This window comes from Serratia sp. HMSC15F11 (assembly GCF_001808215.1).
Classification (GTDB): domain Bacteria; phylum Pseudomonadota; class Gammaproteobacteria; order Enterobacterales; family Enterobacteriaceae; genus Serratia; species Serratia nevei.
This window is the reverse complement of record NZ_KV792400.1, coordinates 26,333-53,100: the sequence shown is the minus strand read 5'-3', so window position 1 is coordinate 53,100 and position 26,768 is coordinate 26,333. Positions and strand designations below refer to the sequence as shown.

General features: G+C 58.3%; 25 protein-coding genes. 11 read left to right on the top strand and 14 right to left on the bottom strand.

Going from position 1 to position 26,768, the window contains the following annotated elements; translation table 11 throughout:
- The first annotated feature begins 1 nt into the window (after window position 1).
- The 5 genes from ribD to pgpA all read left to right on the top strand — a co-directional run bounded on the left by ribD (window position 2) and on the right by pgpA (window position 3,657).
- Window positions 2–1,111 carry a bifunctional diaminohydroxyphosphoribosylaminopyrimidine deaminase/5-amino-6-(5-phosphoribosylamino)uracil reductase RibD gene (gene ribD, locus HMPREF3138_RS04955; protein WP_038876153.1) on the top strand — a complete coding sequence of 370 codons (1,110 nt, stop codon included), beginning with the start codon at window positions 2–4 and terminating at the stop codon, window positions 1,109–1,111.
- 107 nt (window positions 1,112–1,218) lie between these two features.
- A complete protein-coding gene (gene ribE / locus HMPREF3138_RS04950) occupies window positions 1,219–1,689 on the top strand; it encodes a 6,7-dimethyl-8-ribityllumazine synthase (RefSeq protein WP_004940385.1) in 471 nt (156 codons plus the stop codon).
- Window positions 1,690–1,709: 20 nt separating this feature from the next.
- The gene (nusB, locus tag HMPREF3138_RS04945) at window positions 1,710–2,126 is read left to right on the top strand and encodes a transcription antitermination factor NusB (protein WP_004940384.1); all 417 of its coding nucleotides are present in this window, start codon (window positions 1,710–1,712) and stop codon (window positions 2,124–2,126) included.
- Between the two features lie 51 nt (window positions 2,127–2,177).
- Window positions 2,178–3,170 (top strand): thiamine-phosphate kinase, encoded by a 993-nt coding sequence (thiL, locus tag HMPREF3138_RS04940; RefSeq protein WP_038876155.1) that lies wholly within the window; start codon window positions 2,178–2,180, stop codon window positions 3,168–3,170.
- Window positions 3,163–3,657, top strand: coding sequence for a phosphatidylglycerophosphatase A (pgpA, locus tag HMPREF3138_RS04935; RefSeq protein WP_004940382.1), 495 nt, complete (start codon window positions 3,163–3,165; stop codon window positions 3,655–3,657). The genes thiL and pgpA overlap by 8 nt, the downstream gene beginning before the upstream one ends.
- A gap of 32 nt (window positions 3,658–3,689) precedes the next feature.
- Here the strand turns inward: pgpA and HMPREF3138_RS04930 are convergent, their stop codons facing one another.
- The 4 genes from HMPREF3138_RS04930 to xseB all read right to left on the bottom strand — a co-directional run bounded on the left by HMPREF3138_RS04930 (window position 3,690) and on the right by xseB (window position 7,867).
- On the bottom strand, window positions 3,690–4,664 hold the full coding sequence (locus tag HMPREF3138_RS04930; protein ID WP_038876158.1) for an aldo/keto reductase: 975 nt from the start codon (window positions 4,662–4,664) through the stop codon (window positions 3,690–3,692).
- Window positions 4,665–4,777: 113 nt separating this feature from the next.
- Window positions 4,778–6,643 (bottom strand): 1-deoxy-D-xylulose-5-phosphate synthase, encoded by a 1,866-nt coding sequence (gene dxs / locus HMPREF3138_RS04925; RefSeq protein WP_038876160.1) that lies wholly within the window; start codon window positions 6,641–6,643, stop codon window positions 4,778–4,780.
- Between the two features lie 34 nt (window positions 6,644–6,677).
- Entirely contained in the window at window positions 6,678–7,598 is a 921-nt protein-coding gene (gene ispA, locus HMPREF3138_RS04920; RefSeq protein ID WP_038876161.1) for a (2E,6E)-farnesyl diphosphate synthase, read from the bottom strand.
- Window positions 7,599–7,603: 5 nt separating this feature from the next.
- Complete coding sequence (gene xseB, locus HMPREF3138_RS04915; protein ID WP_015376838.1) at window positions 7,604–7,867, bottom strand: exodeoxyribonuclease VII small subunit; 264 nt, start codon at window positions 7,865–7,867, stop codon at window positions 7,604–7,606.
- 160 nt (window positions 7,868–8,027) lie between these two features.
- Here xseB and thiI point away from each other — a divergent pair, with 160 nt between their 5' ends.
- From thiI to HMPREF3138_RS04900, 3 genes are all read left to right on the top strand, one after another.
- Entirely contained in the window at window positions 8,028–9,476 is a 1,449-nt protein-coding gene (thiI, locus tag HMPREF3138_RS04910; RefSeq protein ID WP_038876163.1) for a tRNA uracil 4-sulfurtransferase ThiI, read from the top strand.
- 437 nt (window positions 9,477–9,913) lie between these two features.
- The gene (locus tag HMPREF3138_RS04905; RefSeq protein ID WP_083301461.1) at window positions 9,914–11,491 is read left to right on the top strand and encodes a filamentous hemagglutinin N-terminal domain-containing protein; all 1,578 of its coding nucleotides are present in this window, start codon (window positions 9,914–9,916) and stop codon (window positions 11,489–11,491) included.
- A gap of 122 nt (window positions 11,492–11,613) precedes the next feature.
- Entirely contained in the window at window positions 11,614–13,152 is a 1,539-nt protein-coding gene (locus tag HMPREF3138_RS04900; protein WP_160313043.1) for a ShlB/FhaC/HecB family hemolysin secretion/activation protein, read from the top strand.
- Window positions 13,153–13,198: 46 nt separating this feature from the next.
- Here the strand turns inward: HMPREF3138_RS04900 and yajL are convergent, their stop codons facing one another.
- Window positions 13,199–13,801, bottom strand: coding sequence for a protein deglycase YajL (yajL, locus tag HMPREF3138_RS04895; protein ID WP_038876167.1), 603 nt, complete (start codon window positions 13,799–13,801; stop codon window positions 13,199–13,201).
- The gene (gene panE / locus HMPREF3138_RS04890) at window positions 13,764–14,675 is read right to left on the bottom strand and encodes a 2-dehydropantoate 2-reductase (protein ID WP_038876169.1); all 912 of its coding nucleotides are present in this window, start codon (window positions 14,673–14,675) and stop codon (window positions 13,764–13,766) included. The genes yajL and panE overlap by 38 nt, the downstream gene beginning before the upstream one ends.
- A 182-nt stretch (window positions 14,676–14,857) precedes the next feature.
- Between panE and HMPREF3138_RS04885 the strand changes: the two genes are divergently transcribed.
- Window positions 14,858–15,349: a YajQ family cyclic di-GMP-binding protein gene (locus tag HMPREF3138_RS04885; RefSeq protein ID WP_025301759.1), complete on the top strand. Its 492-nt coding sequence runs from the start codon at window positions 14,858–14,860 to the stop codon at window positions 15,347–15,349.
- A 34-nt stretch (window positions 15,350–15,383) separates the two neighbouring features.
- Here HMPREF3138_RS04885 and HMPREF3138_RS04880 read toward each other — a convergent pair whose 3' ends face one another.
- The 8 genes from HMPREF3138_RS04880 to HMPREF3138_RS04845 form a co-directional block, all read right to left on the bottom strand.
- Window positions 15,384–16,748, bottom strand: a complete 1,365-nt coding sequence (locus HMPREF3138_RS04880; protein WP_038876173.1) for an MFS transporter — start codon at window positions 16,746–16,748, stop codon at window positions 15,384–15,386.
- Window positions 16,749–16,946: 198 nt separating this feature from the next.
- Window positions 16,947–17,837, bottom strand: coding sequence for a heme o synthase (gene cyoE / locus HMPREF3138_RS04875; RefSeq protein ID WP_038876175.1), 891 nt, complete (start codon window positions 17,835–17,837; stop codon window positions 16,947–16,949).
- A gap of 17 nt (window positions 17,838–17,854) precedes the next feature.
- The gene (locus HMPREF3138_RS04870; protein WP_019454195.1) at window positions 17,855–18,193 is read right to left on the bottom strand and encodes a cytochrome o ubiquinol oxidase subunit IV; all 339 of its coding nucleotides are present in this window, start codon (window positions 18,191–18,193) and stop codon (window positions 17,855–17,857) included.
- On the bottom strand, window positions 18,193–18,807 hold the full coding sequence (locus tag HMPREF3138_RS04865) for a cytochrome o ubiquinol oxidase subunit III (protein WP_004940367.1): 615 nt from the start codon (window positions 18,805–18,807) through the stop codon (window positions 18,193–18,195). Before HMPREF3138_RS04865 ends, HMPREF3138_RS04870 begins: the two co-directional genes overlap by 1 nt.
- Window positions 18,797–20,788, bottom strand: a complete 1,992-nt coding sequence (gene cyoB, locus HMPREF3138_RS04860) for a cytochrome o ubiquinol oxidase subunit I (protein WP_038876177.1) — start codon at window positions 20,786–20,788, stop codon at window positions 18,797–18,799. The genes HMPREF3138_RS04865 and cyoB overlap by 11 nt, the downstream gene beginning before the upstream one ends.
- A 3-nt stretch (window positions 20,789–20,791) precedes the next feature.
- Entirely contained in the window at window positions 20,792–21,742 is a 951-nt protein-coding gene (gene cyoA / locus HMPREF3138_RS04855) for a cytochrome o ubiquinol oxidase subunit II (RefSeq protein WP_025301763.1), read from the bottom strand.
- 439 nt (window positions 21,743–22,181) lie between these two features.
- Window positions 22,182–23,660, bottom strand: a complete 1,479-nt coding sequence (ampG, locus tag HMPREF3138_RS04850) for a muropeptide MFS transporter AmpG (protein ID WP_038876179.1) — start codon at window positions 23,658–23,660, stop codon at window positions 22,182–22,184.
- A 51-nt stretch (window positions 23,661–23,711) separates the two neighbouring features.
- Window positions 23,712–24,290, bottom strand: a complete 579-nt coding sequence (locus HMPREF3138_RS04845; RefSeq protein WP_025160064.1) for a lipoprotein — start codon at window positions 24,288–24,290, stop codon at window positions 23,712–23,714.
- Between the two features lie 314 nt (window positions 24,291–24,604).
- On the opposite strand from HMPREF3138_RS04845, the gene bolA reads away from it, so the two are divergent.
- Both bolA and tig read left to right on the top strand, forming a co-directional pair.
- Window positions 24,605–24,919 (top strand): transcriptional regulator BolA, encoded by a 315-nt coding sequence (gene bolA, locus HMPREF3138_RS04840; protein WP_004940361.1) that lies wholly within the window; start codon window positions 24,605–24,607, stop codon window positions 24,917–24,919.
- A 367-nt stretch (window positions 24,920–25,286) separates the two neighbouring features.
- Window positions 25,287–26,591 (top strand): trigger factor, encoded by a 1,305-nt coding sequence (tig, locus tag HMPREF3138_RS04835; protein WP_004940358.1) that lies wholly within the window; start codon window positions 25,287–25,289, stop codon window positions 26,589–26,591.
- The last annotated feature ends 177 nt before the right edge of the window (window positions 26,592–26,768 follow it).

The following is a 26,768-nucleotide window of genomic DNA, read 5'->3' as shown; positions in this document are numbered from 1 at the left end:
CATGTATCACGACGAATTTTACATGGCGCGTGCCTTCGAACTGGCGCGGCTGGGGCGTTTTACCACCGCGCCCAATCCGAACGTCGGCTGCGTTATCGTGCGCGACGGCGAAATTGTCGGTGAAGGCTATCATCTGCGCGCCGGCGAGCCGCACGCGGAAGTGCACGCGCTGCGCATGGCGGGCGACAAGGCGCGCGGCGCCACCGCCTATGTCACGCTCGAGCCGTGCAGCCATCACGGCCGCACGCCGCCCTGTGCCGATGCGCTGGTGGCCGCCGGCGTGACGCGGGTGGTCGCGGCGATGCAAGATCCTAACCCGCAGGTGGCGGGGCGCGGGCTGTACAAGCTGCAGCAGGCCGGCGTCGAGGTGCGGCACGGCCTGATGCTGGCCGAGGCCGAAGCGGTCAATCTGGGCTTCCTCAAGCGCATGCGCACCGGCTTCCCTTACGTGCAGCTGAAGCTGGGCGCGTCGTTGGACGGCCGCACGGCGATGGCCTCCGGCGAGAGCCAGTGGATCACCTCACCCGAAGCGCGTCAGGACGTTCAGCGCCTGCGCGCGCAGAGCGCCGCCATCCTCAGCACCAGCGCCACCGTGCTGGCGGACGATCCGTCGCTGACGGTGCGTTGGGATGAATTGGACGCCGAGACGCAGCGCCTCTATCCGCGCGACAATCTACGCCAGCCGCTGCGCATCCTGCTCGACAGCCAAAACCGCATTACCCCGCAGCACCGCGTGGTGCAGCAGCCCGGCGCCACTTGGCTGGCGCGCCTGCAGGCGGATGCACAGACCTGGCCGCAAGACGTTGAGCAGTTTATCTGCCCGGCGCACGGCGGCGGCGTCGATCTGGTGGTGATGATGATGCTGTTGGCCAAGCGCCAGGTGAATTCAATCTGGGTGGAGGCGGGCGCATCGCTGGCCGGCGCGTTGCTGCAGGCCGGCCTGGTGGATGAGCTCATTTTGTACATCGCGCCGAAACTGTTGGGCGATAATGGCCGTGGCCTGTGCCACCTGCCGGGCCTGGAGCGATTGGCCGACGCGCCGGAATTCGTCTTTAGCGACGTGCGTCAGGTCGGCCCCGATCTGCGTTTGCGCCTGCGGGCGAAACACTGAATCTCGCGCCCGCGCGCCGGTTTTACAAAAGCGCCGCGCAGGCGATGAAAGAATATGATAGAATCCGCCCCCCTGCGGGGTATTGAACCCATTTTTAAGGAAAGCCCATGAAAGTTATCGAAGGTGTTGTTGCTACTCCAAATGCCCGTGTGGCGATCGCAATTGCACGTTTTAACAATTTCATCAACGACAGCCTGCTGGAAGGCGCCATCGACGCGCTGAAACGCATTGGTCAGGTTGCTGACGACAACATCACCGTTGTCTGGGTCCCGGGCGCTTACGAGCTGCCGCTGACGGCGAGCGTATTGGCCAAAACCGGCAAATACGACGCGGTTATCGCGCTGGGCACCGTTATCCGTGGGGGCACCGCGCACTTTGAATATGTGGCGGGCGAAGCCAGCTCCGGCATCGGCAACGTTGCAATGAATGCCGAAATCCCGGTTGCTTTTGGCGTGCTGACCACCGAAAGCATCGAGCAGGCGATCGAACGCGCCGGCACCAAAGCGGGTAACAAGGGCGCTGAAGCCGCGCTGACCGCACTTGAAATGATTAATGTTATCAAAGCTATTAAAGCCTGAATTTAGTTAAGGGGAATTCCGTGAAACCTGCTGCTCGTCGCCGCGCTCGTGAGTGCGCTGTTCAAGCGCTTTACTCTTGGCAGTTGTCTAAAAACGACCTTGCCGATGTTGAACACCAGTTCCTGACGGAGCAGGATGTCAAAGATGTTGACGTCGCCTATTTTCGCGAGTTGCTGTCCGGCGCGGCAGTGAATGCAGGTATGCTGGACGAACTGATGGCGCCTTACCTGTCGCGTCAGCTCGAAGAGCTGGGCCAGGTGGAGCGCGCGGTGCTGCGCGTCGCGCTGTTTGAACTGAAAATGCGCGAGGATGTCCCTTACAAGGTGGCAATCAACGAAGCGATCGAACTGGCGAAAACCTTCGGCGCGGAAGACAGCCACAAGTTTGTGAACGGGGTGCTGGATAAAGTGGCGCCAACCCTTCGCAAGAAAAAGTAAAACTTTAAGGCCGGCATTCCCGGCCTTAATTTCTTCTCGTGGAATATCGATATGGCATGCGGCGAATTTGACCTCATTGCCCGCTATTTTGACCGGTTTAAGCGCGTGCGCCGGGATGTACAGTTGGGCATTGGAGATGACTGCGCACTGCTGGCAGTGCCGGAAAAACAGCTGGTGGCTGTCAGTACCGATACGTTGGTCGCGGGCATTCACTTCCTGCCGGACATCGATCCGGCCGATCTCGGTTATAAGGCGCTGGCGGTCAATCTGAGCGATCTGGCGGCGATGGGCGCCGATCCGGCCTGGCTCTCGCTGGCACTGACCCTGCCGGAGGTGGACGAGCCCTGGCTGAAGGCCTTCAGCGATAGCCTGTTCGATCAGCTCAACTATTACGGCATGCAGCTGATCGGCGGCGATACCACGCGCGGCCCGCTGAGCATGACGTTGACCATTCAGGGGCTGATCCCGGCCGGCCGGGCGCTGACCCGCAGCGGTGCGCGCATCGGCGACTGGATCTATGTGACCGGCACGCTGGGCGACAGCGCCGCCGGTCTGGCGATCCTGCAGGATCGCCTGGCGGTGACGGATGCGGCGGCGCGTGATTATCTGGTCGCCCGCCATCTGCGGCCGCAGCCGCGGGTGCTGCAGGGGCAGGCGCTGCGAGATCTGGCCAGCTCGGCGATCGACATCTCTGACGGCCTGATTTCCGATCTGAAGCATATCCTGAAGGCCAGCGACTGTGGCGCGCGCATCGTGCTGGACGAGCTGCCGATGTCGCAGGCGCTGAGCAGCCACGCCGATGCCGAGCAGGCGCTGCGTTGGGCGCTGGCGGGCGGCGAAGATTATGAGCTGTGCTTCACCGTGCCGGAGATCAACCGCGGCGCGCTGGAAGTGGCGCTGAGCCACCTCGGGGCCGACTACACCTGCATCGGCCAAATTGGCCCGCTGTCTGAAGGCATCCGCTATTATCGCAACGACGAAGCGGTAGAGCTGGATTGGATTGGGTTCGATCATTTCAACGCGGAGCCGGGCACCCATGGATGAAGCCAAACGTCGGCTGCGGATGAGCAATCCGTGGCACCTGCTGGCCACCGGGTTTGGCAGCGGTTTGTCGCCGGTGATGCCGGGCACCATGGGATCGCTGGCGGCGATCCCGTTCTGGCTGCTGCTGATCCAGCTACCGTGGCAGCTTTACTCGCTGGCGGTGATGTTCAGCATCTGCATCGGCGTCTATATTTGCCACCGCACGGCAAAAGACATGAAGGTGCACGATCACGGCAGCATCGTCTGGGACGAGTTCGTCGGCATGTGGATCACGCTGATGGCGCTGCCGGTCAACGACTGGCGCTGGGTTGCCGCCGGTTTCGTCATCTTCCGCATTCTGGATATGTGGAAACCGTGGCCGATCCGCTGGTTCGACCGCAACGTGCATGGCGGCATGGGCATCATGGTCGACGATATCATCGCCGGGGTGCTGTCTGCCGGCATCATCTACCTGATTGGGCATCACTGGCCGATCGGGCTGTTCTGACAGACGGGCGCGCTGTTTCGCGCCCGTTTCTCTTATTCAAATCCCGTCACCCGATGCGGCACGTAAGCCGTCTCCAGCTCCGCCACCTCTTGCGGCGACAAACTCAAATCGACCGCGGCGATGGCGTCGTCCAGCTGTTCGCTGCGCGAAGCACCGACGATCGGCGCGCTGACCGCCGGCTTGTTCAGCAGCCAAGCCAGCGCGATCTGCGCGCGTGAAACGCCGCGTTCCTCGGCGAGGCTGGCGACGCGTTCGGCGATAATAGCGTCGATGCCTTCAGTTTCTTCGTACAGGCTCTTGCCGAACTGGTCGGAAACCAGCCGCGCGGTGGTTTCGCCCCAGGGGCGGGTCAGGCGGCCGCGCGCCAACGGGCTCCACGGCAGCACGGCGATACCTTCGGCGGCGCACAGCGGATGCATTTCGCGCTCTTCTTCGCGCTGAATCAGGTTGTATTGATCCTGCATGCTGACGAAGCGCGTCCAGCCGTGCAGATCGGCGGTATACAGCGCCTTGGCGAACTGCCAGGCGTACATCGAGGAGGCGCCGATGTAACGCGCCTTACCGGCTTTCACCACGTCGTGCAGCGCTTCCAGCGTCTCTTCCAGCGGCGTTTCGTAATCCCAGCGGTGGATCTGCAGCAAATCGACATAGTCGGTGCCCAGGCGCCGCAGGCTGTCGTCGATGGACTGCATGATGTTGGCGCGCGATAAACCGCGCTTCAGGTTACTCAGCGGGAAATACACCTTGGTGGCGACCACCACGTCTTCGCGGCGCGCATAGTCGTGCAGCGCCCGGCCGAGGATTTCCTCGCTGCTGCCGTCGGAATAGCTGTTGGCGGTGTCGAAAAAGTTGATGCCGGCTTCCAGCGCCTGTTTCAGCAGCGGGCGGCTGCTCTCTTCCGGCAGCGTCCAGGCGTGATTGCCGCGGTTCGGTTCGCCGTAGGTCATGCAACCCAGGCAGATGCGCGAGACGTTCAGATCGGTGTTGCCCAGTTTCAGGTACTTCATGCTTGCCTCCCATTCACAACTCAGACAGTAACTGTAGCGCGGATCTCGAGGAGAGGGGGCGGAAACAAAAACGCCCCCGAAGGCGGAGGCGTTTTGTCAGGCACGAGTGGCGATTACTGCGCCAGCCAGGTTTCGATTTGGCGCTGAATGCCGGCGGCATCCAACCCCAGATCGGCACGCAGTTCTTCCTGGGTGCCCTGCGAGACGAAGCTGTCCGGCAGGCCGAGGTTCAGCACCGGCACCGGACGGCGTTTGGCCATCAGCAGTTCGTTGACGCCGCTGCCGGCGCCGCCCATGATCGCGTTCTCTTCCAGCGTGACCAGCGTTTCATGGCTGGTGGCCAGTTCGAGCACCAGCTGCTCGTCCAGCGGTTTGACGAAGCGCATGTCGACCAGCGTGGCGTTGAGCGCTTCCGCCGCTTGCGCGGCCTCCGGCAGCAGGGTGCCGAAGTTGAGAATGGCGATCTTTTCCCCCTGGCGGCGCACCACCCCTTTGCCGATCGGCAGCAGGCTGAGCGGCTCCAGCGCCGCGCCGGTGCCGGTGCCGCGCGGATAGCGCACGGCGCTCGGGCCGGCATTGTAGTGATAGCCGGTGTACAGCATCTGGCGGCATTCGTTCTCGTCGCTCGGCGTCATGATCACCATGGTCGGGATGCAGCGCATGAACGACAGATCGAACGCCCCCTGGTGGGTCTGGCCGTCGGCGCCGACAATGCCGCCGCGATCGATGGCGAACATCACCGGCAGGTTCTGGATCGCCACGTCATGGATCAGCTGATCGTAGGCGCGCTGCAGGAAGGTGGAATAGATCGCCACCACCGGCTTGTAGCCGCCGATCGCCAGCCCGGCGGCGAAGGTGACCGCGTGCTGCTCGGCGATCGCCACGTCGAAATATTGCTGCGGGTAGTCGCGGGAGAACTGCACCATGCCGGAGCCTTCGCGCATTGCCGGCGTGATTGCCATCAGCGAGCTGTCTTTGGCGGCGGTTTCACACAGCCAGTCGCCGAAGATTTTCGAATAGGTCGGCAGGCCGCCGGCGCTTTTCGGCAGCGTACCGCTGGCAGGATCGAACTTCGGCACCGCGTGGAAGCTGATCGGATCCTTCTCCGCCGGCGCGTAACCGCGGCCTTTTTTGGTCATGATGTGCAACAGCTGCGGGCCTTTCAGATCGCGCATGTTTTTCAACGTGGCGACCAGCCCCTGTACGTCGTGCCCGTCTACCGGGCCGATATAGTTGAAGCCCAACTCTTCGAACAGCGTGCCCGGCACCACCATGCCTTTCAGGTGCTCTTCGGTGCGTTTCACCAGCTCCTTGATCGGCGGCACGCCGGCCAGCACTTTCTTGCCGCCTTCGCGCAGGGTGGAGTAAAGCTTGCCGGACAGCAGCTGCGCCAGATGGTTGTTCAGCGCGCCGACGTTTTCCGAGATCGACATCTCGTTGTCGTTCAGCACCACCAGCATGTCCGGATTGATATCGCCGGCGTGGTTCATCGCTTCGAACGCCATGCCGGCGGTGATGGCGCCGTCGCCGATCACGCACACCGTGCGGCGGCCCTTGCCTTCACGCTCCGCCGCCACCGCCATGCCGAGGCCGGCGCTGATCGAGGTCGACGAATGGCCGACCGACAGCACGTCGTATTCGCTTTCGGCGCGCCACGGGAAGGGGTGCAGGCCGTTCTTTTGACGGATAGTGGCAATCCGGTCGCGGCGGCCGGTCAGAATTTTGTGCGGGTAGGCCTGATGGCCGACGTCCCACACCAGATGATCGAACGGCGTGTTGTAGACGAAATGCAACGCCACCGTCAGTTCGACGGTACCCAGCCCGGAGGCAAAGTGGCCGCTGGAGCGACTGACGCTGTTCAGCAGATATTGCCGCAGCTCATCGCACAGCTTCGGCAAGCTCTCTTTGGGCAGTGAGCGGAGTTCCTCGGGGTTTTCCGCTAGCGCCAGGGTTGGGTATTTGGCTATATCAAGACTCATTCGATACTCATATCAGAGGAGTTAACGTCACACGTTAATTGTCGCGTTCAATAATGAAGCTGGCTAACGCTCGCAATGGCGCTGTGTTATAAGATTGCGCTGCCAAAGTGTCTAATGCAGCTAATGCTTCCTGATAGAGATCCCACGCTTTTGCTTTCGCGCTGTCAAGCCCGAGCAACGCCGGGTAGGTACTCTTTCCGTGTTGTTGGTCCGCTCCCTGGCGCTTGCCGATCTTTTCAGTCTCGCCGACAACGTCCAAAATGTCATCCTGCACCTGGAACGCCAGGCCGACCGCAGCGGCGTAACGATCCAGCTGCGGCAGCGCTGCTCGCCCGGCTTCGCCGGCGCTCAGCGCGCCCAGACGCACCGCGGCGCGGATCAGCGCGCCGGTTTTGTGGCGGTGGATCTGTTCCAGCGCCTGCAGATCGACGCGCTTGCCTTCGGCTTCCAGATCCAGCGATTGGCCGCCGCACATGCCGGCTACGCCGCTGGCTGCTGCCAGTTCGGAGACCATCGCCAGCCGATCGCGCAGCGCCACGTCAGGCATTTCGGCATCGGCCAGGATCGAAAACGCCAGCGTTTGCAGCGCATCGCCGGCCAGGATCGCGTTGGCTTCGCCGAATTTAATGTGACAGGTCGGCTGGCCACGGCGCAGATCGTCGTCGTCCATCGCCGGCAGATCGTCATGGATCAGCGAGTAGGCGTGGATGCATTCCACCGCCGCCGCCGGCGCGTCCAGGTTGCTCAGCGATACGCCGAACATCTGGCCGGTGGTGTACACCAGGAACGGACGCAGACGCTTGCCGCCCAGCAAGGCGCCGTGACGCATCGCCGCCACCATGTTGCCGTCGTTGAACGGCAGCGGGGCGATGAAGTCCAGCAGCGCGCGATCGGCGCGCTGGCGGAAAATCTGCAGTTGATCGGCAAAAGCGGCCGATGGGGCGATCTCAGACATGTCGGTTACTCGGCATCCGGTGTGAAAGGCGCCAGCGCCGCATCGTCGGCGCTGTCGTTAAGAAGTATCTGCACACGCTGTTCCGCCTGTTGCAGTTTCTGCTGGCCTTGGCGCGCCAGCTGCACGCCGCGTTCGAATTCGTTCAGCGCGTCTTCCAGCGGCAGTTCGCCTGACTCCAGACGCGTCACGATGCTTTCCAGCTCGCCGAGGGCGCTTTCAAAGCTGGCAGTTTGCTCTGTACTGGCTGATTGTGCTGGTTTTTTCGGCATAATTTTCTTTTTACGTCATCATGTGAACCGTGGCGCCAGAGCCTATCCTAGCGGATCTTGATTAGCAAATCATGGCGCTCATGTGTGGTTTTGTGCGCAGAGCACGGCGATATGGTGATATACTCCGCGCCGTAATTCTTATCTGACAACAAAGACCGCCATGAAGTTTATCATTAAATTGTTCCCGGAAATCACCATCAAGAGCCAATCTGTGCGCTTGCGCTTTATCAAGATTCTCTCGACCAATATTCGCAACGTCCTGAAGCAGTATGATGAAACGCTGGCGGTCGTCCGTCACTGGGATCATATCGAAGTTCGCGCCAAAGATGAAAACCAGCGGCCGATCATCGCCGACGCGCTGACGCGCATTCCCGGCATCCACCATATTCTGGAAGTGGAAGATCGCGCTTATACCGATATCCACCACATCTTCGAGCAGACGCTGGAAGCCTACCGCGCCCAGCTGGAAGGCAAAACCTTCTGCGTGCGCGTCAAGCGTCGCGGCAAGCAGGCGTTCAATTCGCAGGACGTGGAGCGTTACGTCGGCGGCGGCCTGAACCAGCATATCGAGAGCGCGCGCGTTAACCTGACCCGCCCGCAGGTCACGGTAAACCTGGAGATTGAAGACGACAAGCTGATGCTGGTCAAACGCCGTCTTGAAGGCATCGGCGGTTATCCGGTCGGCACCCAGGAAGACGTGATGTCGCTGATTTCCGGCGGTTTCGACTCGGGCGTGTCCAGCTATATGCTGATGCGTCGCGGTTGCCGCGTGCACTTCTGCTTCTTCAACCTGGGCGGCGCCGCGCACGAGATTGGCGTGAAGCAGGTGGCGCACTATCTGTGGAACCGTTTCGCCAGTTCGCACAAGGTGCGCTTCGTCGCCATCGACTTCGAGCCGGTGGTGGGGGAGATCCTGGAGAAAGTCGACGACGGCCAGATGGGCGTGGTGCTCAAGCGCATGATGGTGCGCGCCGCTTCGCAAGTGGCCGAACGCTACGGCGTGCAGGCGCTGGTGACCGGTGAAGCGCTGGGGCAGGTGTCCAGCCAGACGCTGACCAACCTGCGCCTGATCGATAACGCGTCCGACACCCTGATCCTGCGTCCGCTGATTTCGCACGATAAAGAGCACATCATCAAGCTGGCGCGTGAAATCGGCACCGAAGACTTCGCCAAAACCATGCCGGAATATTGCGGCGTGATTTCGAAGAGCCCGACGGTGAAAGCCGTCAAGGCCAAGATCGAAGAGGAAGAGAGCCACTTCGATTTCAGCATTCTCGATCGGGTGGTGAGAGAGGCCAAGAACGTCGATATCCGCTCTATCGCCGAGCAGGCGCAGGAGCAGGTGACCGAAGTGGAAACCGTCGCGGCCTTCGGCGCCGACGAGGTGATCCTGGATATCCGTTCCAACGACGAGCAGGAAGAGAAGCCGCTGCAGCTGGAACAGGTTGAAGTGAAAGCGTTGCCGTTCTACAAGCTGAGCACCCAGTTCGGCGATCTGGATCAGAGCAAAACCTATCTGCTGTACTGCGAGCGCGGCGTAATGAGCCGCCTGCAGGCGCTGTACCTGCTGGAGCAGGGCTTCAGCAACGTGAAGGTTTATCGCCCATAATTTCTCCGCCGGCGTCGCCAGACGCCGGCCTTTTTCGTACAATTCTTTATTCCCCGATTTAATAACCCTGTTCATTGCATTGTTTTATTAATGATAAAGCCAACTTGAGTTTTGTTTCTATTTAAATATCCTTAATCAATATATTAAATATCTATTGATTTTTTTATTTATTTTTATGGTTATTATTGCTGTCGAAATGCTGACAGACCTGTCGGTTTTTATCTGCCAACTCCCTATTGAAATTATGTTTCGGCATTTGATTGCGCATGTTTTTCTCTTACTGTGCAAATTTTATTTTTGCTGAGCATTGGCCATTAATATTTTATGGTTATCAGGGTAACGCACATTGCATAAGGATATATCCCTATGGCCATTAATGTTTTCGACATTAGTCTGAACATCAGTTAATGGTTGACTGGGATTAAGGAGAGCGATTAATGAAAATGAATAAGACGACATTGCTGTTGTCGGCAGCGGCGTTTCTGGTGCCCAGCGCGCCGCTGTTGGCGCAAATAGTACCTCAGACGGGTGGGGCATCAGTTGAGCATATCAATCAGGTGCCGGTGGTGAACATCAATCGTGCAGGTGCGGACGGTGTCTCTCATAACGTTTACACGCAGTTTGACATTGGCGTTCAGGGCGCTATTTTAAATAACAGCCTTTCGGGCGCTAATACGTCATTGGCCGGTGCTGTTGTGGGAAACGCTCAGTTAGAGGGGCGTGCAGCTAAGGTAATTCTGAATGAAGTGAACTCGGCGAATAAAAGTATTTTGAAGGGGATGGTAGAAGTCGCCGGGCAACGCGCCGATGTCGTTATTGCCAATAAATCCGGCATTACCTGTAACGGCTGTGGTTTTATCAACGCCCGTAATGGCGTATTAACTACCGCCGATTTGCAGTTCAAGGACGGCGCTTTTAACAGCTACCGGGTTAATCAAGGAAATATTCGCGTTGAGGGGGACGGGCTGAAGAAAGGCGATGTCGATTATACGGCGATCATTGCGCGTACGGCTGAAATCAGCGCTGCGGTTCATGCGGACGCGCTGTTAGTCTCGGCGGGGAAAAAAACGGTTTCAGCGGATTTATCCCGCCTCAATAGCGTTGAGGCTTCTAAAGATAAGCCTGAAGTGTTGATCGATGTCGCCGAGTTGGGCGGCATGTACGCCAACAAGATTAAGCTGGTTGCCAATGAAAACGGCGTCGGGGTCAATAGCGGCAATGCCAATGGGGCGGGCTCCAACGCCGGCTCCTCGTTGAACAATGTCAGTATCGTCAGTATCCAAACCGACTCGGGAAGTTATGAACGTGTGCAAATAGGCAACGGCGCTCAAAACGTATCCCGTGCTTCCGTTGGTATCGCCAACCGCGGGCAGATTCAGGCGAAAAATGGCGGCGCCGACATCAGTACCGACTCGCTGGTCAATCAAGGGAACATCGCTTCACAGGGGCAATTGAACATCAGCGCCACCCGGCGGCAAAATGAAAAGAGTGTGAGCGCGCGTTCGGCATCCATCACGGCCACACAGTTGGACAATACCGGCCGCATTGAAGGCGGGGCAATGCAGGTCAATGCGACCCTGCTGAACAATCGCGGCAGCGTCAAAACGCAAAACGGCGCGCTGACACTGCAAGCGACCCGCGTCGACAATACCGGCGGCATCCAATCCGCTCAGGCTTTGCAACTCAACGCCACCAGCTTGTTTAACGCTGACAATGGCGTGATCGAAGCCCAAAACGGCGCGGCGATCCAGGGGACGTCCATTACCAACCGCGGACATATCGTTTCCCGCACCTCCTCCGTCAGCTTGTCGGATACCAGCTTCAGCAACTACGGCAGGATTGAAGCGTTTGGCAATATCAGCCATCGCGGCGTCTCTTTCAACAACTCCGGCACGATGCGCTCCACGTCCGGCCTGGTCACCAACAACGGTCGGGACATCAACAAACCCGTGAATAACTGGGGTTGGGGATACGGCGGTTTCGGCTGGCCTTACGGTTGGTCTTATTGGATGTGATAGGCGTTTCCCCCACCCTTGGGTGGGGGAATGAGTGAGAGAGCATGAAAAGGGAATTTTTTATTCTTTGTCTAGCCGTGTTGTTCAACGGTTTCAGCCGTGCGGATTCTGTACCGGCTCCGGTGAAACAACTCGTCAGCCAGGAAAATCTCATCGGCGATATGCAGCGCAAACTGTTACCGTCTACCCCCTCTCTCTTGTCACCGCTGCCGGAACAAAACGCGCCAACGGATATTTTTGTCAACGAGTCCCCCTGTTGGGTGATCGGCTCTGTCGAAATGGCGATGGCGCCAGCAAGCCTTACTTCTTTCGAACGGTTGGCGCACGCTGCCCGCGGGCGCTGTATGGGGGAGCAAGGGTTGGCGAAGTTGCACAAGAAGCTGCAAAATGAGCTGATTGCACAAGGCTATATCACTTCGCGGGTGCAGTTTGACGTGCAAGCGGTACCGGCAGGAATACTGAAGGTGCGCGTGCATTATGGCCGTATCGGTCAGTTGAGAATGCAGGCGGGCAGCAGCACCTATTTTCGCCCCGATACGCTTTTTCCCATTGCTGCCGGTGATGTGCTGAATTTGCGCCGTATCGAGCAAGGGCTGGAGAACATGGGGGGGATACCGGGCGTTATCAGCGATATTCGCATTGTTCCCGCCGAGCGACCTGGCGAAAGCGATATCGAGATTTTTCGGCGACAAGATAAATATTGGCGTTTTACCGCCTGGGCGGATGACGCCGGCGTCAGCTCCGCGGGGCGTTATCAGGCAGGCGGCGCGTTATATCTCGATAATCTGACTTCACTGGGCGATATTTTCTATCTGTCGATGGCGCGCAGCATTCTGGCGCCGCCGGGCAAAGGCAATGAAAGCCGCGCCCTGTACTATAGCTTGCCTTGGGGGTACTGGCGCTTCAGCGCGTTGGGCGGCGACAGCCGCTATCACCAGACTTTCGCCGGTAACTTCACCGATTATCGCTATAACGGTCGTGCACAGTATTGGGGCCTGCAGGCTGGCTATACGTTAACTCGTGGGATGAATAAGAAAACGGCGTTGAACGCCCAGTTGTTGCAACGTCATTACCGCTATTACCTCAATGACACGGAGATTGCCTTGCAGAGCGCGCGGTTAACCAGCCTGAAGCTGGGTGTCAGCCACCTGTATTATGGCGCTCATTCGCAGATCGCGTTGACTGCCGACGCCCTTGCCGGTGTCGGGAAGGGGAGTTCACATGCCGAACAACAGCTGCGAGCGGGCGGCAGTCTGCTGAAACCCTTCAATGCATTTGGCCATCGCCTGCGTTATCTCGGGGAGTTATCGGGGCAATGGGCGAGCGCCGCACAGCCGATCCAGGATAAGTCGTTTATCGGCGATCGTTCTACGGTGCGTGGGTTTAGCGGCGACAGCAAATTGATCGGCAGCAGCGGAGGGTATCTGCGCAATACGCTGACGTTGGAACGTGACATGCTGCAACCTTATATTGGGTTCGACTATGGGCAGTTGGCCAAACAGCAGGGGGACGGCGGCCGGCTGGCGGGGAGCGTCATTGGCCTGCAGGTGAATCAGGGGCGTTTTGCTGCGGACGTTTTCGCCGGCACGCCGATGGTCAAACCCGGATCGCTGGCGAATGAGCGCCTGGTTTTGGGCTTCTCCAGCCAGCTCAGTTTTTGACGCGTTGCGGGGCGCGGATCAGCGCCCCGCATTTCAACACGTTAACTCAGTTTTCTTCACTGTCGCGATAGTCGTACATCCCCGGGATCAGCACCAGCTGTGCGGCGATCTCCGCCGCCTTGGTCTTGCCGAGCAGCAGGTCTATCAGCTTCAGCGCGAACTCCATCGCGGTGCCCGGCCCCTGGCTGGTGAGCAGGTTGACGCGGGCGTCGTACACCACGCGGCGCTCCATCCATTTATCCGCCGGGATCTGGTCTTTCAGGCCAGGGAAGCCGGTCATGTTGCCGACCGGGAACAGATCGTGGTGCTGCAGCACCAGCGCCGGTGCCGCGCAGATGGCGGCGACGATGTTGCCCTGCAGATGCATCTGCCGCACCTTTTCCACCAGCAGCGGGCTGTCGCGGAAGCATTCTGCGCCTTTCAGGCCGCCGGGCAGCACGATGGCGTCGAACGGCTCATCGACGATCGCCACCAGCGGCGCGTCGGCCAGCAACTTGACGCCGCGCGAACAGACGATAGTCAGCTCGCCGTCGCCGGCAACGCTGGCGGTAGTGACTTTTACGCCCGCCCGCACCAGCAGATCGATGGTGGTGACGGCTTCGGTTTCTTCGCTACCAGGTGCCAGGCAGACCAGCGCCGATACGCTCATATTCATTTTCCTTTCGTTTAATCAGTTCAAACAGCCGCGCATTCTCCGGCAGCGTGAGGCCGTGGCTGCGCGCGCGGCGCAGCAGGTAACCGGTGATGTAGTCGATCTCGGTGTGCCGCTGGTTGCGGATGTCCTGCAGCATCGACGAAACGTTGTCGGCGGTGCTGTGGATCACGTCCATCACATATTGCATCAGGCCTTCGCAGGAGGTGTGGTAGCCCTCCATCGCCATCACGCTGGCGACTTCACGGCACAGCGTTTCGATCTGCTCGGGGTAGCGCTGCAGATCGCCGTTACGGCAGCCGTACAGCGCCGTCAACGGGTTGATCACGCAGTTGACCGCCAGCTTGCGCCAGTTGGCCGAGGCGATGTTGTTGTGCCAGGCAACGTCGGGCAGCGCCTGATGCAGCACTTCCGCCAGGTGGCTGAGGTGCTGGGCGGCCGGCGAGGTCGGGCCGATGTGGGTGATGCCGGTGGCGACGTGGATAATGGTGCTGCCTTCGTGGCGCGCGGCGTGGGTGGTGGTGCCCTGCAGGAGCGGCTGGCCGTTCGGCGGCAGCTCCTCCTGGGTACCCATGCCGTTGTGCAGCAGCAAAATGGCGCACTGTGGGGTCAGCTTCGGCAGCAGCGCGCTGACCGCGCTGGACACCTGCCAGGCTTTCAGCGTCACCAGCAGCAGCTCGCTTTGCGCGAGGTGCTCCGGATCGTTGGTGGGCAAGTTGCGATTAAACGAGACGCCTTCCGGCTCTATCACGTTCACCGCGCAAAAAGGCTGCGGCACTCTTAGCCATCCCTGTACATCGTGGCCCTGCTGATACAGCCGGGAGAGCCACAGTTGTCCGAGCGCGCCGCAACCAAGAATGGTTATTTTCATTCAGTCTCCTTGGAAACACGGGAATACCGCTCAATTACCGTGAATTAACTATAGGCTTTATGGCAGCCCGAAGCGCTATCCCTGCGTGCGTTCGGCAGATTTTGTCTGAGGCGGCAAAGCGGTTATCATGCTCGGCATCAAAATCGCCTAAGCTATTAGGCACTCATTCAGGAGGAAGAAGTATGCCATCTTTCGACATCGTTTCCGAAATTGATATGCAGGAAGTACGTAACGCCGTTGAGAACGCCACCCGCGATCTCGGCACCCGCTGGGATTTTCGCAACGTGCCGGCCAGCTTTGAGCTAAACGAGAAAGACCAAAGCATCAAGGTTGCCACCGAGTCTGATTTCCAGGTACAGCAGCTGCTCGACATTCTGCGCGAAAAGCTGAGCAAGCGCAGCATCGACGGCGCCGCGCTGGAGATCCCGGAGGAGTTTACCCACAGCGGTAAAACCTACAGCGTGGAAGCCAAACTGAAGCAGGGGATTGAAACCTCTGTGGCGAAGAAAATCGTCAAGCTGATCAAAGACAGCAAGCTGAAGGTGCAGGCGCAGATCCAGGGCGAAGAGGTGCGGGTGACCGGCAAGTCACGCGACGATTTGCAGAGCGTGATGGCGCTGGTGCGCGGCGGCGATCTGGGGCAGCCGTTCCAGTTCAAGAACTTCCGCGATTAATCTCTACGGGGCCGGCATTGCCGGCCCTGATTCTTTACAGCGAATTGACCAGCGCTTCCAGCTGACCGCGATTGGTCTGCTTGGTATCCACCTTGACGTAGGCGCTGCGCTCTTCCGGTACCACGATCGCCTCGGCCACGCCGGGCTGCGCCTTCAGGCGGCTTTCCAGCGCCGAATCCTTCACCGCCAGTTCCGACAGCGTAATGCGCAGGCTGCTGACATACGGCGGCTCTTTCATGGTGCTGCTGACCAGGAACCAAACCGCGGCCAACACGGCGCCGGCGATAAACACCAGGCCCGCCCCCTGCAAACCGTACAGCCAGCCGCCGAGGCTGCCGCCGATCGCCACGCCGATAAACTGGCTGGTGGAGTAGACCCCCATCGCGGTGCCCTTGTAGCCGGCCGGCGATTCTTTGCTGATCAGCGAAGGCAGAATGGCTTCCATCACGTTGAAGGCCATAAAGAACAGCTGCACGCCGGCGATGATGCCCCACAGGTGCGCGCCGGAGAGCCACAGCAGCACTTCGGCGCAGAACAGCACCGCCACGCAGCCCATAAAGACCTGCTTCATGCGGCGATATTTTTCGGCATAGATGATGAAAGGCACCACGGCGGCAAACGATACCAGCATGGTGACCAGGTAGACGATCCAATGCTCGCTGGCCGCCAGCCCGGCTTTTTCCATCGCCAGCGGCAGCGCCACGAAGCTCGACATCAGCAGGATATGCAGGCACATGATGCCGAAGTTGAGCTTCAGCAGGCGCGAGTTGTTCAGCACTTTGCGGAAGCTGCCGCGCACGATGCTGGATTCACGGTTCAGCAGGTGAGTGTCGGCGGAAGGCACTACCGCCAGGGTGATGACAATGCCGGCCAGCGCCAGTACGGCGATCATCCAGAACAGCGCATGCAGGCCGAAGGCATGGGTAATGATGGGGCCCAATACCATGGCGATGGCAAAGGTGATGCCGAAGCTGACGCCGATAAACGCCATCGCCTTGGTGCGGTTCTGCTCGCGGGTCAGATCGGAGAGCAGCGCCATCACAGCGGCGGCGATCGCGCCGGAGCCTTGCAGCGCGCGGCCGAGGATCACGCCCCAGATCGAATCGGTCGCGGCGGCGATCACGCTGCCGAGGGCAAAGATCAGCAGGCCGCCGACGATCAGCGGCTTGCGGCCGATGCGATCGGACACCAGGCCGAACGGGATTTGAAACACCGCCTGCGCCAGGCCGTAGATGCCGATGGCGATGCCGATCAGCGCTTCGCTGGCGCCGTTGAGCGCCATGCCGTAGGTGGTCAGCACCGGCAGTACCATAAACATGCCGAGCATGCGCAGGGAGAAGACGGTGCCCAATCCCCAGGTGGCGCGGCGCTCCTGCGGGGTCATTGAATTATCGTTCACATCAAACCTCGGTAAAAACCATGCCATCAGACGTTGAAACAGCGCCTGATGGCATGACTTCTGTAAAGCTGCGTCATTTTAGTGTGCAGGGCAGGGGGGGTAAATCGAATGTTGTTTAACAGATATTACAGTTCGGCCGCTTTTCGGCGTGACAAATAAAATGGGCCGCAAAAGCGGCCCATTGACAGATGATTTGGCTTACCAAACGTAGGTCACCAGCGCTTCAGGCGCCGCAGTTGCGCTGAAGTCGATCGACATCATCACACTCAGCGAGGTGATGGCGACGATGGAGAACACGAACAGTTTACGCGCCCAGACGCTGTCGTTTTCGGTCTTGTAACCGCGCAGCGCCATGCCGAGCCACCATACGCTCACCGCCGCAGCGACGATCAGGTATTTGTAGCCGGCATAACCTACCAGGGTCAGCATCAGCGTGGCGATCATAAATGCCAGGATGTAGACCGTGATGTGGTTCTTGGCGACGGAAATGCCTTTCACCACCGGCAGGACCGGAATGTTGGCCGCTTGGTAATCTTTAAAGCGGAAGATAGCGATCGCATAAGAATGCGGCATCTGCCACAGGCTAAAGATAGCCAGCAGGATCAACGCGCCGGCGTCGAACTCGTTGGTCACCGCGCAGTAACCGATAACCGGCGGCGCGGCGCCCGACAGGCTGCCGATCAGCGTGCCATAGACCGAGTGGCGTTTCATGTACAGGCTGTAAACGCCGACATAAACCACGAAGCCCATCACCGCCAGCCACATGGCCAGCGGGTTGGCCGCGATATACAGCAACGCAAAGCCCGCAATACCCAAAGCGGTCGCATAAACCAGGGTGACACTCGGCGCGATCAGGCCTTTTACCAGCACCCGATTCTTCGTTCTCTCCATTTTCTTGTCAATGTCGCGGTCGATGTAGTTGTTAAACACACAGCCCGACGCGACCACCAACGAGACACCCACCAGGGTGGCGAGAAACAGGGGATAGTTGATGCTCCCTTTGGAAGCGAGCAGGAATCCCCCAACGACAGAAATTAAATTGCCGAAAATAATTCCTGGTTTAGTGACTTGCAGGTATTGCTTAATCATCACGTGCAGCTCAGCTCTTAATCGACCATCATATTGATGTTGAGGTTGTACATAATCCAGAGTGAACCTACAACAACGATACCGATGATCATAGCGGTGAACAGCAATGCCACCAGGTTCCAGCGCTCTTCCGATGAGGTGTTCATGTGCAGGAAGTAAACCAGGTGAACAATCACCTGGATAACCGCCATACCGACAACAACCGCCAGGATGGTGGAATGAGAGGCGGTGCCGTTCATTACCATCGCAAATGGAATTACCGTCAGGATGATCGACAGGATAAAGCCGACCAGGTATGACTTCACGCTGCCGTGGCTTGCGCCGCCGTGAGAGGTTTCATGGGATGAATGGCTCATTACATAACCCCCAGCAGGTAGACAACGGTAAATACGCAGATCCAGACCACGTCCAGGAAGTGCCAGAACAGGCTCAGGCACATCAGGCGGGTTTTGTTGGTCGCGGTCAGGCCGAACTTGCTCACCTGAATCATCAGTACGATGATCCAAATCAGGCCGGAAGTTACGTGCAGACCGTGGGTGCCGACCAGCGCGAAGAAGCTGGACAGGAACGCGCTGCGATCCGGACCGAAGCCTTCGGCGATCAGGTGATGGAATTCATAGATTTCCATCGCCACGAAGCCCAGACCAAACAGGAAGGTCAGGAACAGCCAGGTGTTTACACCGCCAACTTTACCCTTGTTCATGGCGATCATCGCCATGCCGTAGGTGATGGAGCTGAACAACAGCAGGAAAGTTTCGACCAGGACAAACTTCAGGTCGAAGATGTCTTTGCCTGAGGGACCGCCCGCGGTCCCGTTCACCAGGACTGCATAAGTCGCGAACAAGCTCGCAAACAAAATACAGTCGCTCATCAGGTAGATCCAGAATCCGAAGACTTTGGTCTCACCCGCATCGTGGTGCCCATGCTCTGCATGGGCTGCGTTATGATTGGTCAGAGTTTCAGTTGACATGGTTCACGCCTGCTTTACGGATTTGTTCGTAGTGTTGGTTCTCAATGCGCTCGATTTCATCAACCTGCACATAGTAGTCAACATCGTGATCGAAGCTCTTGCCGATCCAGACAACGATCATACCGATGAAGCCGGCCAGAGCCATCCACCAGATTTCCCAAATCATTGCGAAACCGAAGACCAGGCTGAAGAAGGCGATGATAACGCCGGCGCCGGTGTTCTTAGGCATATGAATCGGTTCGTATTTAGCCGGTTTCTTATACGCTTCGCCTTTTTCTTTCATGTCCCAGAACTCGTCACGGTCATGAATTTTAGGTACTACGGCAAAGTTATAGAACGGCGGTGGAGACGAGGTTGACCACTCCAGAGTACGAGCACCCCATGGGTCACCGGTCAGATCGCGGTTCTGTTCGCGGTCACGGATACTGACGAAAATCTGGGTCAGCTGGCACAGGATGCCGCAGGCGATCAGCGCCGCACCGCCGGCTGCAACCAGCAGCAGAGGGTGGAACTCAGGGTTGATGTTCTGGCTGATACGACGGGTCATGCCCATAAAGCCCAATGCATACAGCGGCATGAAGGCGGTGAAGAAGCCGATAATCCAGAACCAGAACGCGCGGATGCCCCATTTTTCGTTCAGCGTGAAGCCGAAGGATTTCGGGAACCAGTAGGTCAGGCCCGCGAAGCAACCGAACACCACGCCGCCGATGATGACGTTGTGGAAGTGAGCGATCAGGAACAGGCTGTTGTGCAGCACGAAGTTCGCGCCCGGCACCGCCAGCAGAACGCCGGTCATACCACCCACGGAGAAGGTGATGATGAAGCCAACGGTCCACAGCATCGCGGAGTTGAGCTTGATACGGCCCTGATACATGGTGAACAGCCAGTTGAAGATTTTCACCCCGGTCGGGATGGAAATGATCATGGTGGCGATACCGAAGAAGGCGTTAACGTTCGCGCCGGACCCCATGGTGAAGAAGTGGTGCAGCCAGACGATGAACGACAGAACGGTGATCGCAATGGTTGCCCATACCAGTGAGGTATAGCCGAACAGGCGTTTTCTGGAGAAGGTCGCGGTGACTTCGGAGAACACGCCGAACACCGGCAGAACCAGAATATACACCTCTGGGTGACCCCAGGCCCAAATCAGGTTGATGTACATCATCATGTTGCCGCCCATATCATTGGTGAAGAAATGGGTGCCCAGATAGCGATCCAGGGTCAGCAGCGCGATGGTGACGGTCAGAATTGGGAAAGAAACGATGATCAGGACGTTAGTACACAGGGCCGCCCAGGTGAACACCGGCATCTTCATCATAGGCATGCCAGGGGCACGCATCTTCAGAATGGTGGCGAAGAAGTTCACGCCGGTCAGCAGGGTACCCAGACCGGAAATCTGCAGACTCCAGATCCAGTAATCGACCCCGACGCCAGGACTGTACTCTTTACCCGACAGCGGCGGATACGCCAGCCAACCGGTCTGAGCGAACTCACCGACCCCCAGGGAGATGTTGATCAGCACAACGCCCACCACGAAGAACCAGAAGCTCAGGGAGTTCAGGAACGGGAAGGCGACGTCGCGCGCACCGATTTGCAGCGGCACCACGACGTTCATCAGGCCGACCACGAAAGGCATCGCCATGAAGAAGATCATGATAACGCCGTGCGCGGTGAAGATCTGGTCGTAGTGATGCGGCGGCAGGAACCCGGCTTCGCCGGCGGACGCCAACGCCTGCTGGCTACGCATCATGATGGCGTCGGCGAAGCCGCGCAGCAGCATGACCATCGCCACGATGATGTACATGATACCAATTTTTTTATGGTCGACCGAAGTCAGCCATTCGCTCCACAGCCACTTCCATTTGCCGAAATATGTCAGCAGCGCCAGCACTGCCAGGCCCCCGACAATAATTGCGGCTACGGTGACCATGATGATCGGTTCGTGGTACGGAACCGCATCAAGTGTTAATTTTCCCAACATCAGTTATTCCTCGGCTCCGGCGTGAGCAGCATGTTCACCCATGTCCATACCTTGGCTCATGTCCATGCCTTCGTGCGCGCCAGCGCCCTTGTGCATATCCATGTCACCCATGAATTTGGCAATTGTTTCTTTGAACAAATTCGGTTTGACAGCGGCAAAGTACTCAACCGGGTTGTTTTCACTCGGCTCTGCCAGTTTGTTAAAGTCGTCGGTGGTGTTCAGGTTTTTAGACGATGCCTTCACCTTGGCCACCCACTGATCGAAGTCGCCTTCGGTCGGGGTAACGATCGCGGTGAATTTCATACCGGAGAAGCCTGCGCCGCTGTAGCTGCTGGAGATGCCCTTGTAGGCACCGGCTTCGTTGCCGATCAGGTGCAGTTTGGTCTGCATGCCGGCCATCGCATAAATCTGTCCACCCAACTGCGGGATAAAGAACGAGTTCATTACCGAGTTAGAGGTGATCTTGAATTCGACTGGAACATCTTTCGGGAAAGCCAGCTCATTAACGGTCGCAATGCCTTGTTCCGGGTAGATGAACAGCCATTTCCAGTCGAGCGACACCACTTCGATCGTCATCGGCTTCTTGTCGGTGACAATCGGCTTGAACGGGTCGAGTTCGTGGGTAGTCTTCCAGGTAATGGTGCCAAGGATGGCGATGATAATGATAGGAATGGTCCAGACGACCGCTTCGATCTTGTTGGAGTGGGCCCAGTTCGGACTGTACTTGGCGTCTTTGTTGGAAGCGCGATACTTCCAGGCAAAGGCGAACGCCATGAAGATAACTGGCACCACCACGATCAACATCAACGCGATTGCAGTGATAATCAGTGTCCGTTGCTCAACACCAATTGCTCCTTTGGGATTCATCAAAACCATATCGCAACCACTGAGCAATACAGTGGCTGCGATTAATGACAGCATCCCAATACTTTTATTGTATTTCTTAAGTCTCATCTAACGACCTCAATAACAAAGGCTCAATTGTCGTTTCATGTGTGCGGGCATTTTACGGGAAGGTTGCAGTACTGTAAACATGCTTAAGGGAGTGTCAGCGGCTTGTTGACACTTTCTGTTAAGGGGGTCACAGATGTAACCCTGCGTGACAATTTACCAATGACAACAACGCGTTGGCACGCTGAATCGTGACGAGCAGTCCGTATGTTAAGGAAAACTAAAGGTATGATGAATTTGGCGAAGAAATGCGCGGCGGGGAAATACGCAGAAAAGGTTTATTTAATGTAAAATAATTGTGTCTTAAAAGTGAATTTAATTTTATTTCCGAGTGCGGCAGTCGGATAAAAAAATAATTTCCGCGTCGATTATCTTTTTTTACCAAATAAATATACCTGCGGATCGCTTTTTTTTCGGCCAGCGAAATCGCCGGCCGGTCAGATTATGCCAAACGGGTGCGGCGCAGGGCCAGGTAATCCAGCGCGCTGCCCATCGCGACGCCGAGCAGGCTCAGCGCGGCGCCGACCTGCAGCAGCCGATCGGCCAACTGCGGTGCCTGCGTCCAGTCCAGCGCATTGGCGATCAGTAACAGCAACCACAGGCCCAACAGCGAACAGCCCAGCGTCAGCAGGCGCAGCGCCCAGCGGTAAGATCCGGAAAACTCGGTACGCGGCAGAAAGTCGCCATGTTGCTGGGTGTGTTCCAGCGTCTGGCGGCAGATGCCGAGCAGCAGCAATCCGGGCAGGGCGGCGGCGATAGAGAACAGGTAGAACAACGGCCAGCCGTGGGCTTCGACGAACCAGCCGGCGATCGGGCCGACATAGACGCGCCCCACGGCGGACAGCGCCGACAGCAGCGCGAACTGGGTGGCGGAGAACGAACGGTTGCACAACGTCATCAGCAGCGCCACGAAGGCCGCGGTGCCCATGCCGCCGCACAGGTTTTCGAGGAAGATGGCGCTGCCCATGGTGAGCAGGCTCTTGTCGGTCACCGCCAGGATCCAATACCCGAGGTTGGAGACCGCCTGAAGGACGCCGAACAGCATCAGCGCGCGGAACAGGGTGAGACGCTGCATCAGCACGCCGCCGAACAGGGCACCGACGATGGTGGCGAACAGGCCGAGCGTTTTGTTGACCAGCCCGACTTCACCGGCGTCGAACCCCACGCCGCGGATCAGGAACGTGGTGCTCAGGCTGCCGGCGAAGGCGTCGCCCATTTTGTACATCACGATCAGCAGCAGGATCAGCCAGGCGTTGTTGCGGCCGAAGAAATCACGCAGCGGCGCGACGACCGCCTGTTCCATGGTGCGCGGCGCCGGGATGCTTTCATCCGGCTCCGGCGCCATCAGCGTGGCGGCCACGCCGATCAGCATCAACCCGGCCATCAGCCAGTAGATGGCCTGCCAGCCGAAATAGCGATCCGCCAGCCACAGCGCCAGGCCGCCGGAAACCAGCATCGCCAGCCGGTAGCCCAGCACCGAGATCGCCGCACCCGCCCCGCGCTCTTCGGCTTTCAGCAGGTCGGTTTTATAAGCGTCGAACACGATATCTTGCGAGGCGGAGCAGAACGCCACCAGCACCGCCAACGCCGCCAGCCACCACAGGTGCTGCGCGGGCTGCATGAAGCCCATCGCCACGATCGCCGCCACCAGCAGCAGCTGGCTGATCAGCAGCCAACCGCGCCGCCGCCCGAGAAACGGCGGGGTATAGCGGTCCATGAACGGCGACCAGAGGAATTTGAAGACGTAGGCCTGGCCCACCAGCGAGAAAATGCCGATGGTCTTCAGATCGATGTTTTCGACGGTCATCCAGGCTTGCAGCGTGCCGGAGGTCAATGCCAGCGGCAGACCCGACGCGAAGCCCAGCAGCAGCAGAATGGCGGAGTTACGCTGGGTGAAGATGTTCAGATAGTGTTTCGACATGAGGTCCCTGTCTGCGCCGCCCGATCCGCCGGGCGGCGTAAGGCGCGTCGATTAGCGCGCGTTTTGCTTGATAAAGTCGTTGACGCTGGTGTCCTGCGCCATGTCGGCGATCACGTCGCCCAGCACGGAGTTGACGGCGTCGGTGATCTTCTCGTTGGTGGCCGTGAAGGCGCCCTGCACGTTATACGTCGAGCGGTAATTTTTCACCTGCTTGTTGCCGTTCTTCGCCTGGGCGATGATCGAGATGTCGGCTTTGGTGGTGATGTTGTAGCGCAGGTTACCTTCGGAAACGTCCGCGTACAGGTTATTGACGACGATCTGCAGCGCCACCGGGCCGTCGGCGCCGATCATGTAGCCGCGAGCGCCCATCTGTTTCTCCAGCACTTCCTGCAGCAGGAAACGCAGATCGCGCGATGGCGTCAGCGTGACCAGTTGGCCGTCGCGATTCACCTTGGCCAGCGCCTGATCGGTGCGCTGATCCGCGCCGTTGATGCTGATGGTGATGCCCTGCAGGGTAGGATCCTGCTGCGGCAGAACGATTTTCGGGGTGACGTTCAGGGTGTTGCTGCTGGTCGCGCAGCCGGCCAGCAGCAGGGCGGCCAGCAAAGGAAGACAAAGTTTCTTTAACATGTTTTCTGTCTCATTCTCGATGGATTTAGCAATAATCAGAGCGGGATAGCCGACAACAAATTGCCGACATCATAGCATCGCCGCCGTGCGGTGGAAGCGCGGAAGGCGCCTGAGTGACAAATTTTTACCTGCCGTTGATAAAAACACGCTTTTTTGGCCCGCTCAATCGGATAATCCCCCAAGCGGCGGGGATGACGCTCATCATCTGACCGCAGAAAAGAGAAATTTGTCCCAGCGATGGTCTAAACGGGGGAAAACCGGCTAATATTGAACTAGATGGGCACGGTCCTCTGCCGGTGTTGTAAGGAGATCCTATGATTCGCGAGCAAATAGAAGCAAAGTTAAGGGCGGCGTTTGAGCCCGCGTATCTGGAAGTCGTTGATGAAAGCTATCGTCATAACGTTCCGGCGGGTTCAGAAAGTCATTTCAAAGTGGTATTGGTCAGCGATCGCTTCGTCGGCGAACGGTTTTTGACGCGTCACCGCTCTATCTACGGCGTACTGTCGGAAGAACTGGCTGATGGCGTACACGCGCTGGCGCTGCACACCTATACGCTCAAAGAGTGGGAAGGTTTGCAGGATACCGTGCCGGCCTCGCCGCCGTGCCGCGGCGCCGGGACGCTGGCCTGAGGGGGAAATTTTCAGGTATCAGTGGAACTTTGCCCTCGAATTAGGGTATTACTACTGACGAATTTTGAAACGGCCTGCGGGCCGTTTCTGTTTTTGACGACGACACGGCCGACGCGCAATATGGCCAACGTTCGGTCTGTTTTGGCGGCCTTTTGGCGATTGAATCGGCAAAAGTGTGAGTTTTAGCGCGCCTGCGCCGCCTAGCTTTCCTCGACTCGCCATGCATGCGCCGCTATAATGTCGCGTCTTATTTTTCCGGAATGGTTTCGGGACGCTTCTGTCATCAGGGAACTCGGTTCTTATTTGTAGCCGTCCTGGTTCTTGGAACGGAGTTGACCGAGCACTGTGATTTTTTTGAGGTAACAAGATGCAAGTTTCAGTAGAAACCACTCAAGGCCTTGGGCGCCGTCTCTCTATTACTGTACCGGCTGATACTATCAAGCAGGCGGTGAAGAAAGAGCTGATCAACGCAGCGAAAAGCGTGCGTATCGACGGCTTCCGCAAAGGCAAAGTGCCGATGAACATCGTGGAACAGCGTTACGGCGCCTCTGTTCGTCAGGACGTGCTGGGCGAAGCGATGCAGCGCAGCTTCGTTGACGCGATCATCAAAGAAAAGATTAATCCGGCCGGCGCACCAAACTACGTGCCGGGCGAGTACAAAGAAGGTGAAGACTTCACTTTCGCCGTTGAATTCGAAGTGTATCCAGAAGTTGAGCTGAAAGGCCTGGAAAACATCGAAGTTGAAAAACCTGTGGTTGAAGTGAACGACGAAGACGTCGACGCGATGCTGGACACCCTGCGCAAGCAGCAGGCGACCTGGAAAGAAACCGATCGCGCAGCGGAAGCTGAAGATCGCGTGACCGTTGACTTCACCGGTTCTATCGACGGTGAAGAGTTCGAAGGCGGCAAAGCGTCCGACTTCGTACTGGCAATGGGCCAGGGCCGCATGATCCCAGGCTTCGAAGAAGGCCTGGTCGGTCACAAAGCGGGCGAAGAGTTCTCCATCGACGTGAACTTCCCGGAAGATTACCACGCGGAAAACCTGAAGGGTAAAGCGGCCAAATTCGCTATCGTGCTGAAGAAAGTTGAAGAGCGCGAGCTGCCGGAACTGACCGAAGAGTTCATCAAGCGTTTCGGCGTGGCGGACGGTTCCGTTGCCGGTCTGCGCACCGAAGTTCGCAAGAACATGGAGCGCGAGCTGAAAGGCGCCGTGCGTAACCGCATCAAGTCTCAGGCGATCGACGGTCTGGTGAGCGCGAACGAAATCGACGTGCCTGCTGCCCTGATCGACGGCGAAATCGACGTACTGCGTCGTCAGGCTGCACAGCGTTTCGGCGGCAACGAGAAGCAAGCGCTGGAACTGCCACGCGAGCTGTTCGAAGAGCAAGCGAAACGCCGCGTAGTGGTTGGCCTGCTGCTGGGCGAAGTGATCAGCACCAACGATTTGAAAGCTGACGAAGACCGCGTGAAGACGCTGATCGAAGAAATGGCTTCTGCCTACGAAGATCCGAGCGAAGTCATCGAGTTCTACAGCAAAAACAAAGAGCTGATGAACAACATGCGCAACGTGGCTCTGGAAGAGCAAGCGGTTGAAGCCCTGCTGGCAAAAGCGAAAGTGACTGAAAAAGCCACTACCTTCAGCGAGCTGATGAACCAGACTCAACAGGCGTAATGCCGGCGTGCCGGGCGCGATGAACGGCGCCCCCGGTTTCGCCTGGCGAACCGGCGCACGATGAAAAAGCCCGCAACCTGAGGTTGCGGGCTTTTCTTTTTGCCACGTTGCTGATTAATCTCAGGTTAAGCGGGGCAATATGCACTATATTTACCCTGTTGCCTGGGGAACTGGCTG

Bases quoted from the DNA above. Each gene is read 5' to 3' on its own strand.
- ampG (WP_038876179.1), bottom strand. From the start codon at position 23,660: ATGTCGAAACACTATCTGAACATCTTCACCCAGCGTAACTCCGCCATT.
- dxs (WP_038876160.1), bottom strand. From the start codon at position 6,643: ATGAGTCTTGATATAGCCAAATACCCAACCCTGGCGCTAGCGGAAAAC.
- HMPREF3138_RS04930 (WP_038876158.1), bottom strand. From the start codon at position 4,664: ATGAAGTACCTGAAACTGGGCAACACCGATCTGAACGTCTCGCGCATC.
- tig (WP_004940358.1), top strand. From the start codon at position 25,287: ATGCAAGTTTCAGTAGAAACCACTCAAGGCCTTGGGCGCCGTCTCTCT.
- HMPREF3138_RS04845 (WP_025160064.1), bottom strand. From the start codon at position 24,290: ATGTTAAAGAAACTTTGTCTTCCTTTGCTGGCCGCCCTGCTGCTGGCC.
- thiL (WP_038876155.1), top strand. From the start codon at position 2,178: ATGGCATGCGGCGAATTTGACCTCATTGCCCGCTATTTTGACCGGTTT.
- pgpA (WP_004940382.1), top strand. From the start codon at position 3,163: ATGGATGAAGCCAAACGTCGGCTGCGGATGAGCAATCCGTGGCACCTG.
- xseB (WP_015376838.1), bottom strand. From the start codon at position 7,867: ATGCCGAAAAAACCAGCACAATCAGCCAGTACAGAGCAAACTGCCAGC.
- panE (WP_038876169.1), bottom strand. From the start codon at position 14,675: ATGAAAATAACCATTCTTGGTTGCGGCGCGCTCGGACAACTGTGGCTC.
- HMPREF3138_RS04885 (WP_025301759.1), top strand. From the start codon at position 14,858: ATGCCATCTTTCGACATCGTTTCCGAAATTGATATGCAGGAAGTACGT.
- ispA (WP_038876161.1), bottom strand. From the start codon at position 7,598: ATGTCTGAGATCGCCCCATCGGCCGCTTTTGCCGATCAACTGCAGATT.
- ribD (WP_038876153.1), top strand. From the start codon at position 2: ATGTATCACGACGAATTTTACATGGCGCGTGCCTTCGAACTGGCGCGG.
- thiI (WP_038876163.1), top strand. From the start codon at position 8,028: ATGAAGTTTATCATTAAATTGTTCCCGGAAATCACCATCAAGAGCCAA.
- bolA (WP_004940361.1), top strand. From the start codon at position 24,605: ATGATTCGCGAGCAAATAGAAGCAAAGTTAAGGGCGGCGTTTGAGCCC.
- cyoA (WP_025301763.1), bottom strand. From the start codon at position 21,742: ATGAGACTTAAGAAATACAATAAAAGTATTGGGATGCTGTCATTAATC.
- HMPREF3138_RS04865 (WP_004940367.1), bottom strand. From the start codon at position 18,807: ATGTCAACTGAAACTCTGACCAATCATAACGCAGCCCATGCAGAGCAT.
- HMPREF3138_RS04905 (WP_083301461.1), top strand. From the start codon at position 9,914: ATGAAAATGAATAAGACGACATTGCTGTTGTCGGCAGCGGCGTTTCTG.
- yajL (WP_038876167.1), bottom strand. From the start codon at position 13,801: ATGAGCGTATCGGCGCTGGTCTGCCTGGCACCTGGTAGCGAAGAAACC.
- HMPREF3138_RS04870 (WP_019454195.1), bottom strand. From the start codon at position 18,193: ATGAGCCATTCATCCCATGAAACCTCTCACGGCGGCGCAAGCCACGGC.
- cyoE (WP_038876175.1), bottom strand. From the start codon at position 17,837: ATGATTAAGCAATACCTGCAAGTCACTAAACCAGGAATTATTTTCGGC.
- ribE (WP_004940385.1), top strand. From the start codon at position 1,219: ATGAAAGTTATCGAAGGTGTTGTTGCTACTCCAAATGCCCGTGTGGCG.
- cyoB (WP_038876177.1), bottom strand. From the start codon at position 20,788: ATGTTGGGAAAATTAACACTTGATGCGGTTCCGTACCACGAACCGATC.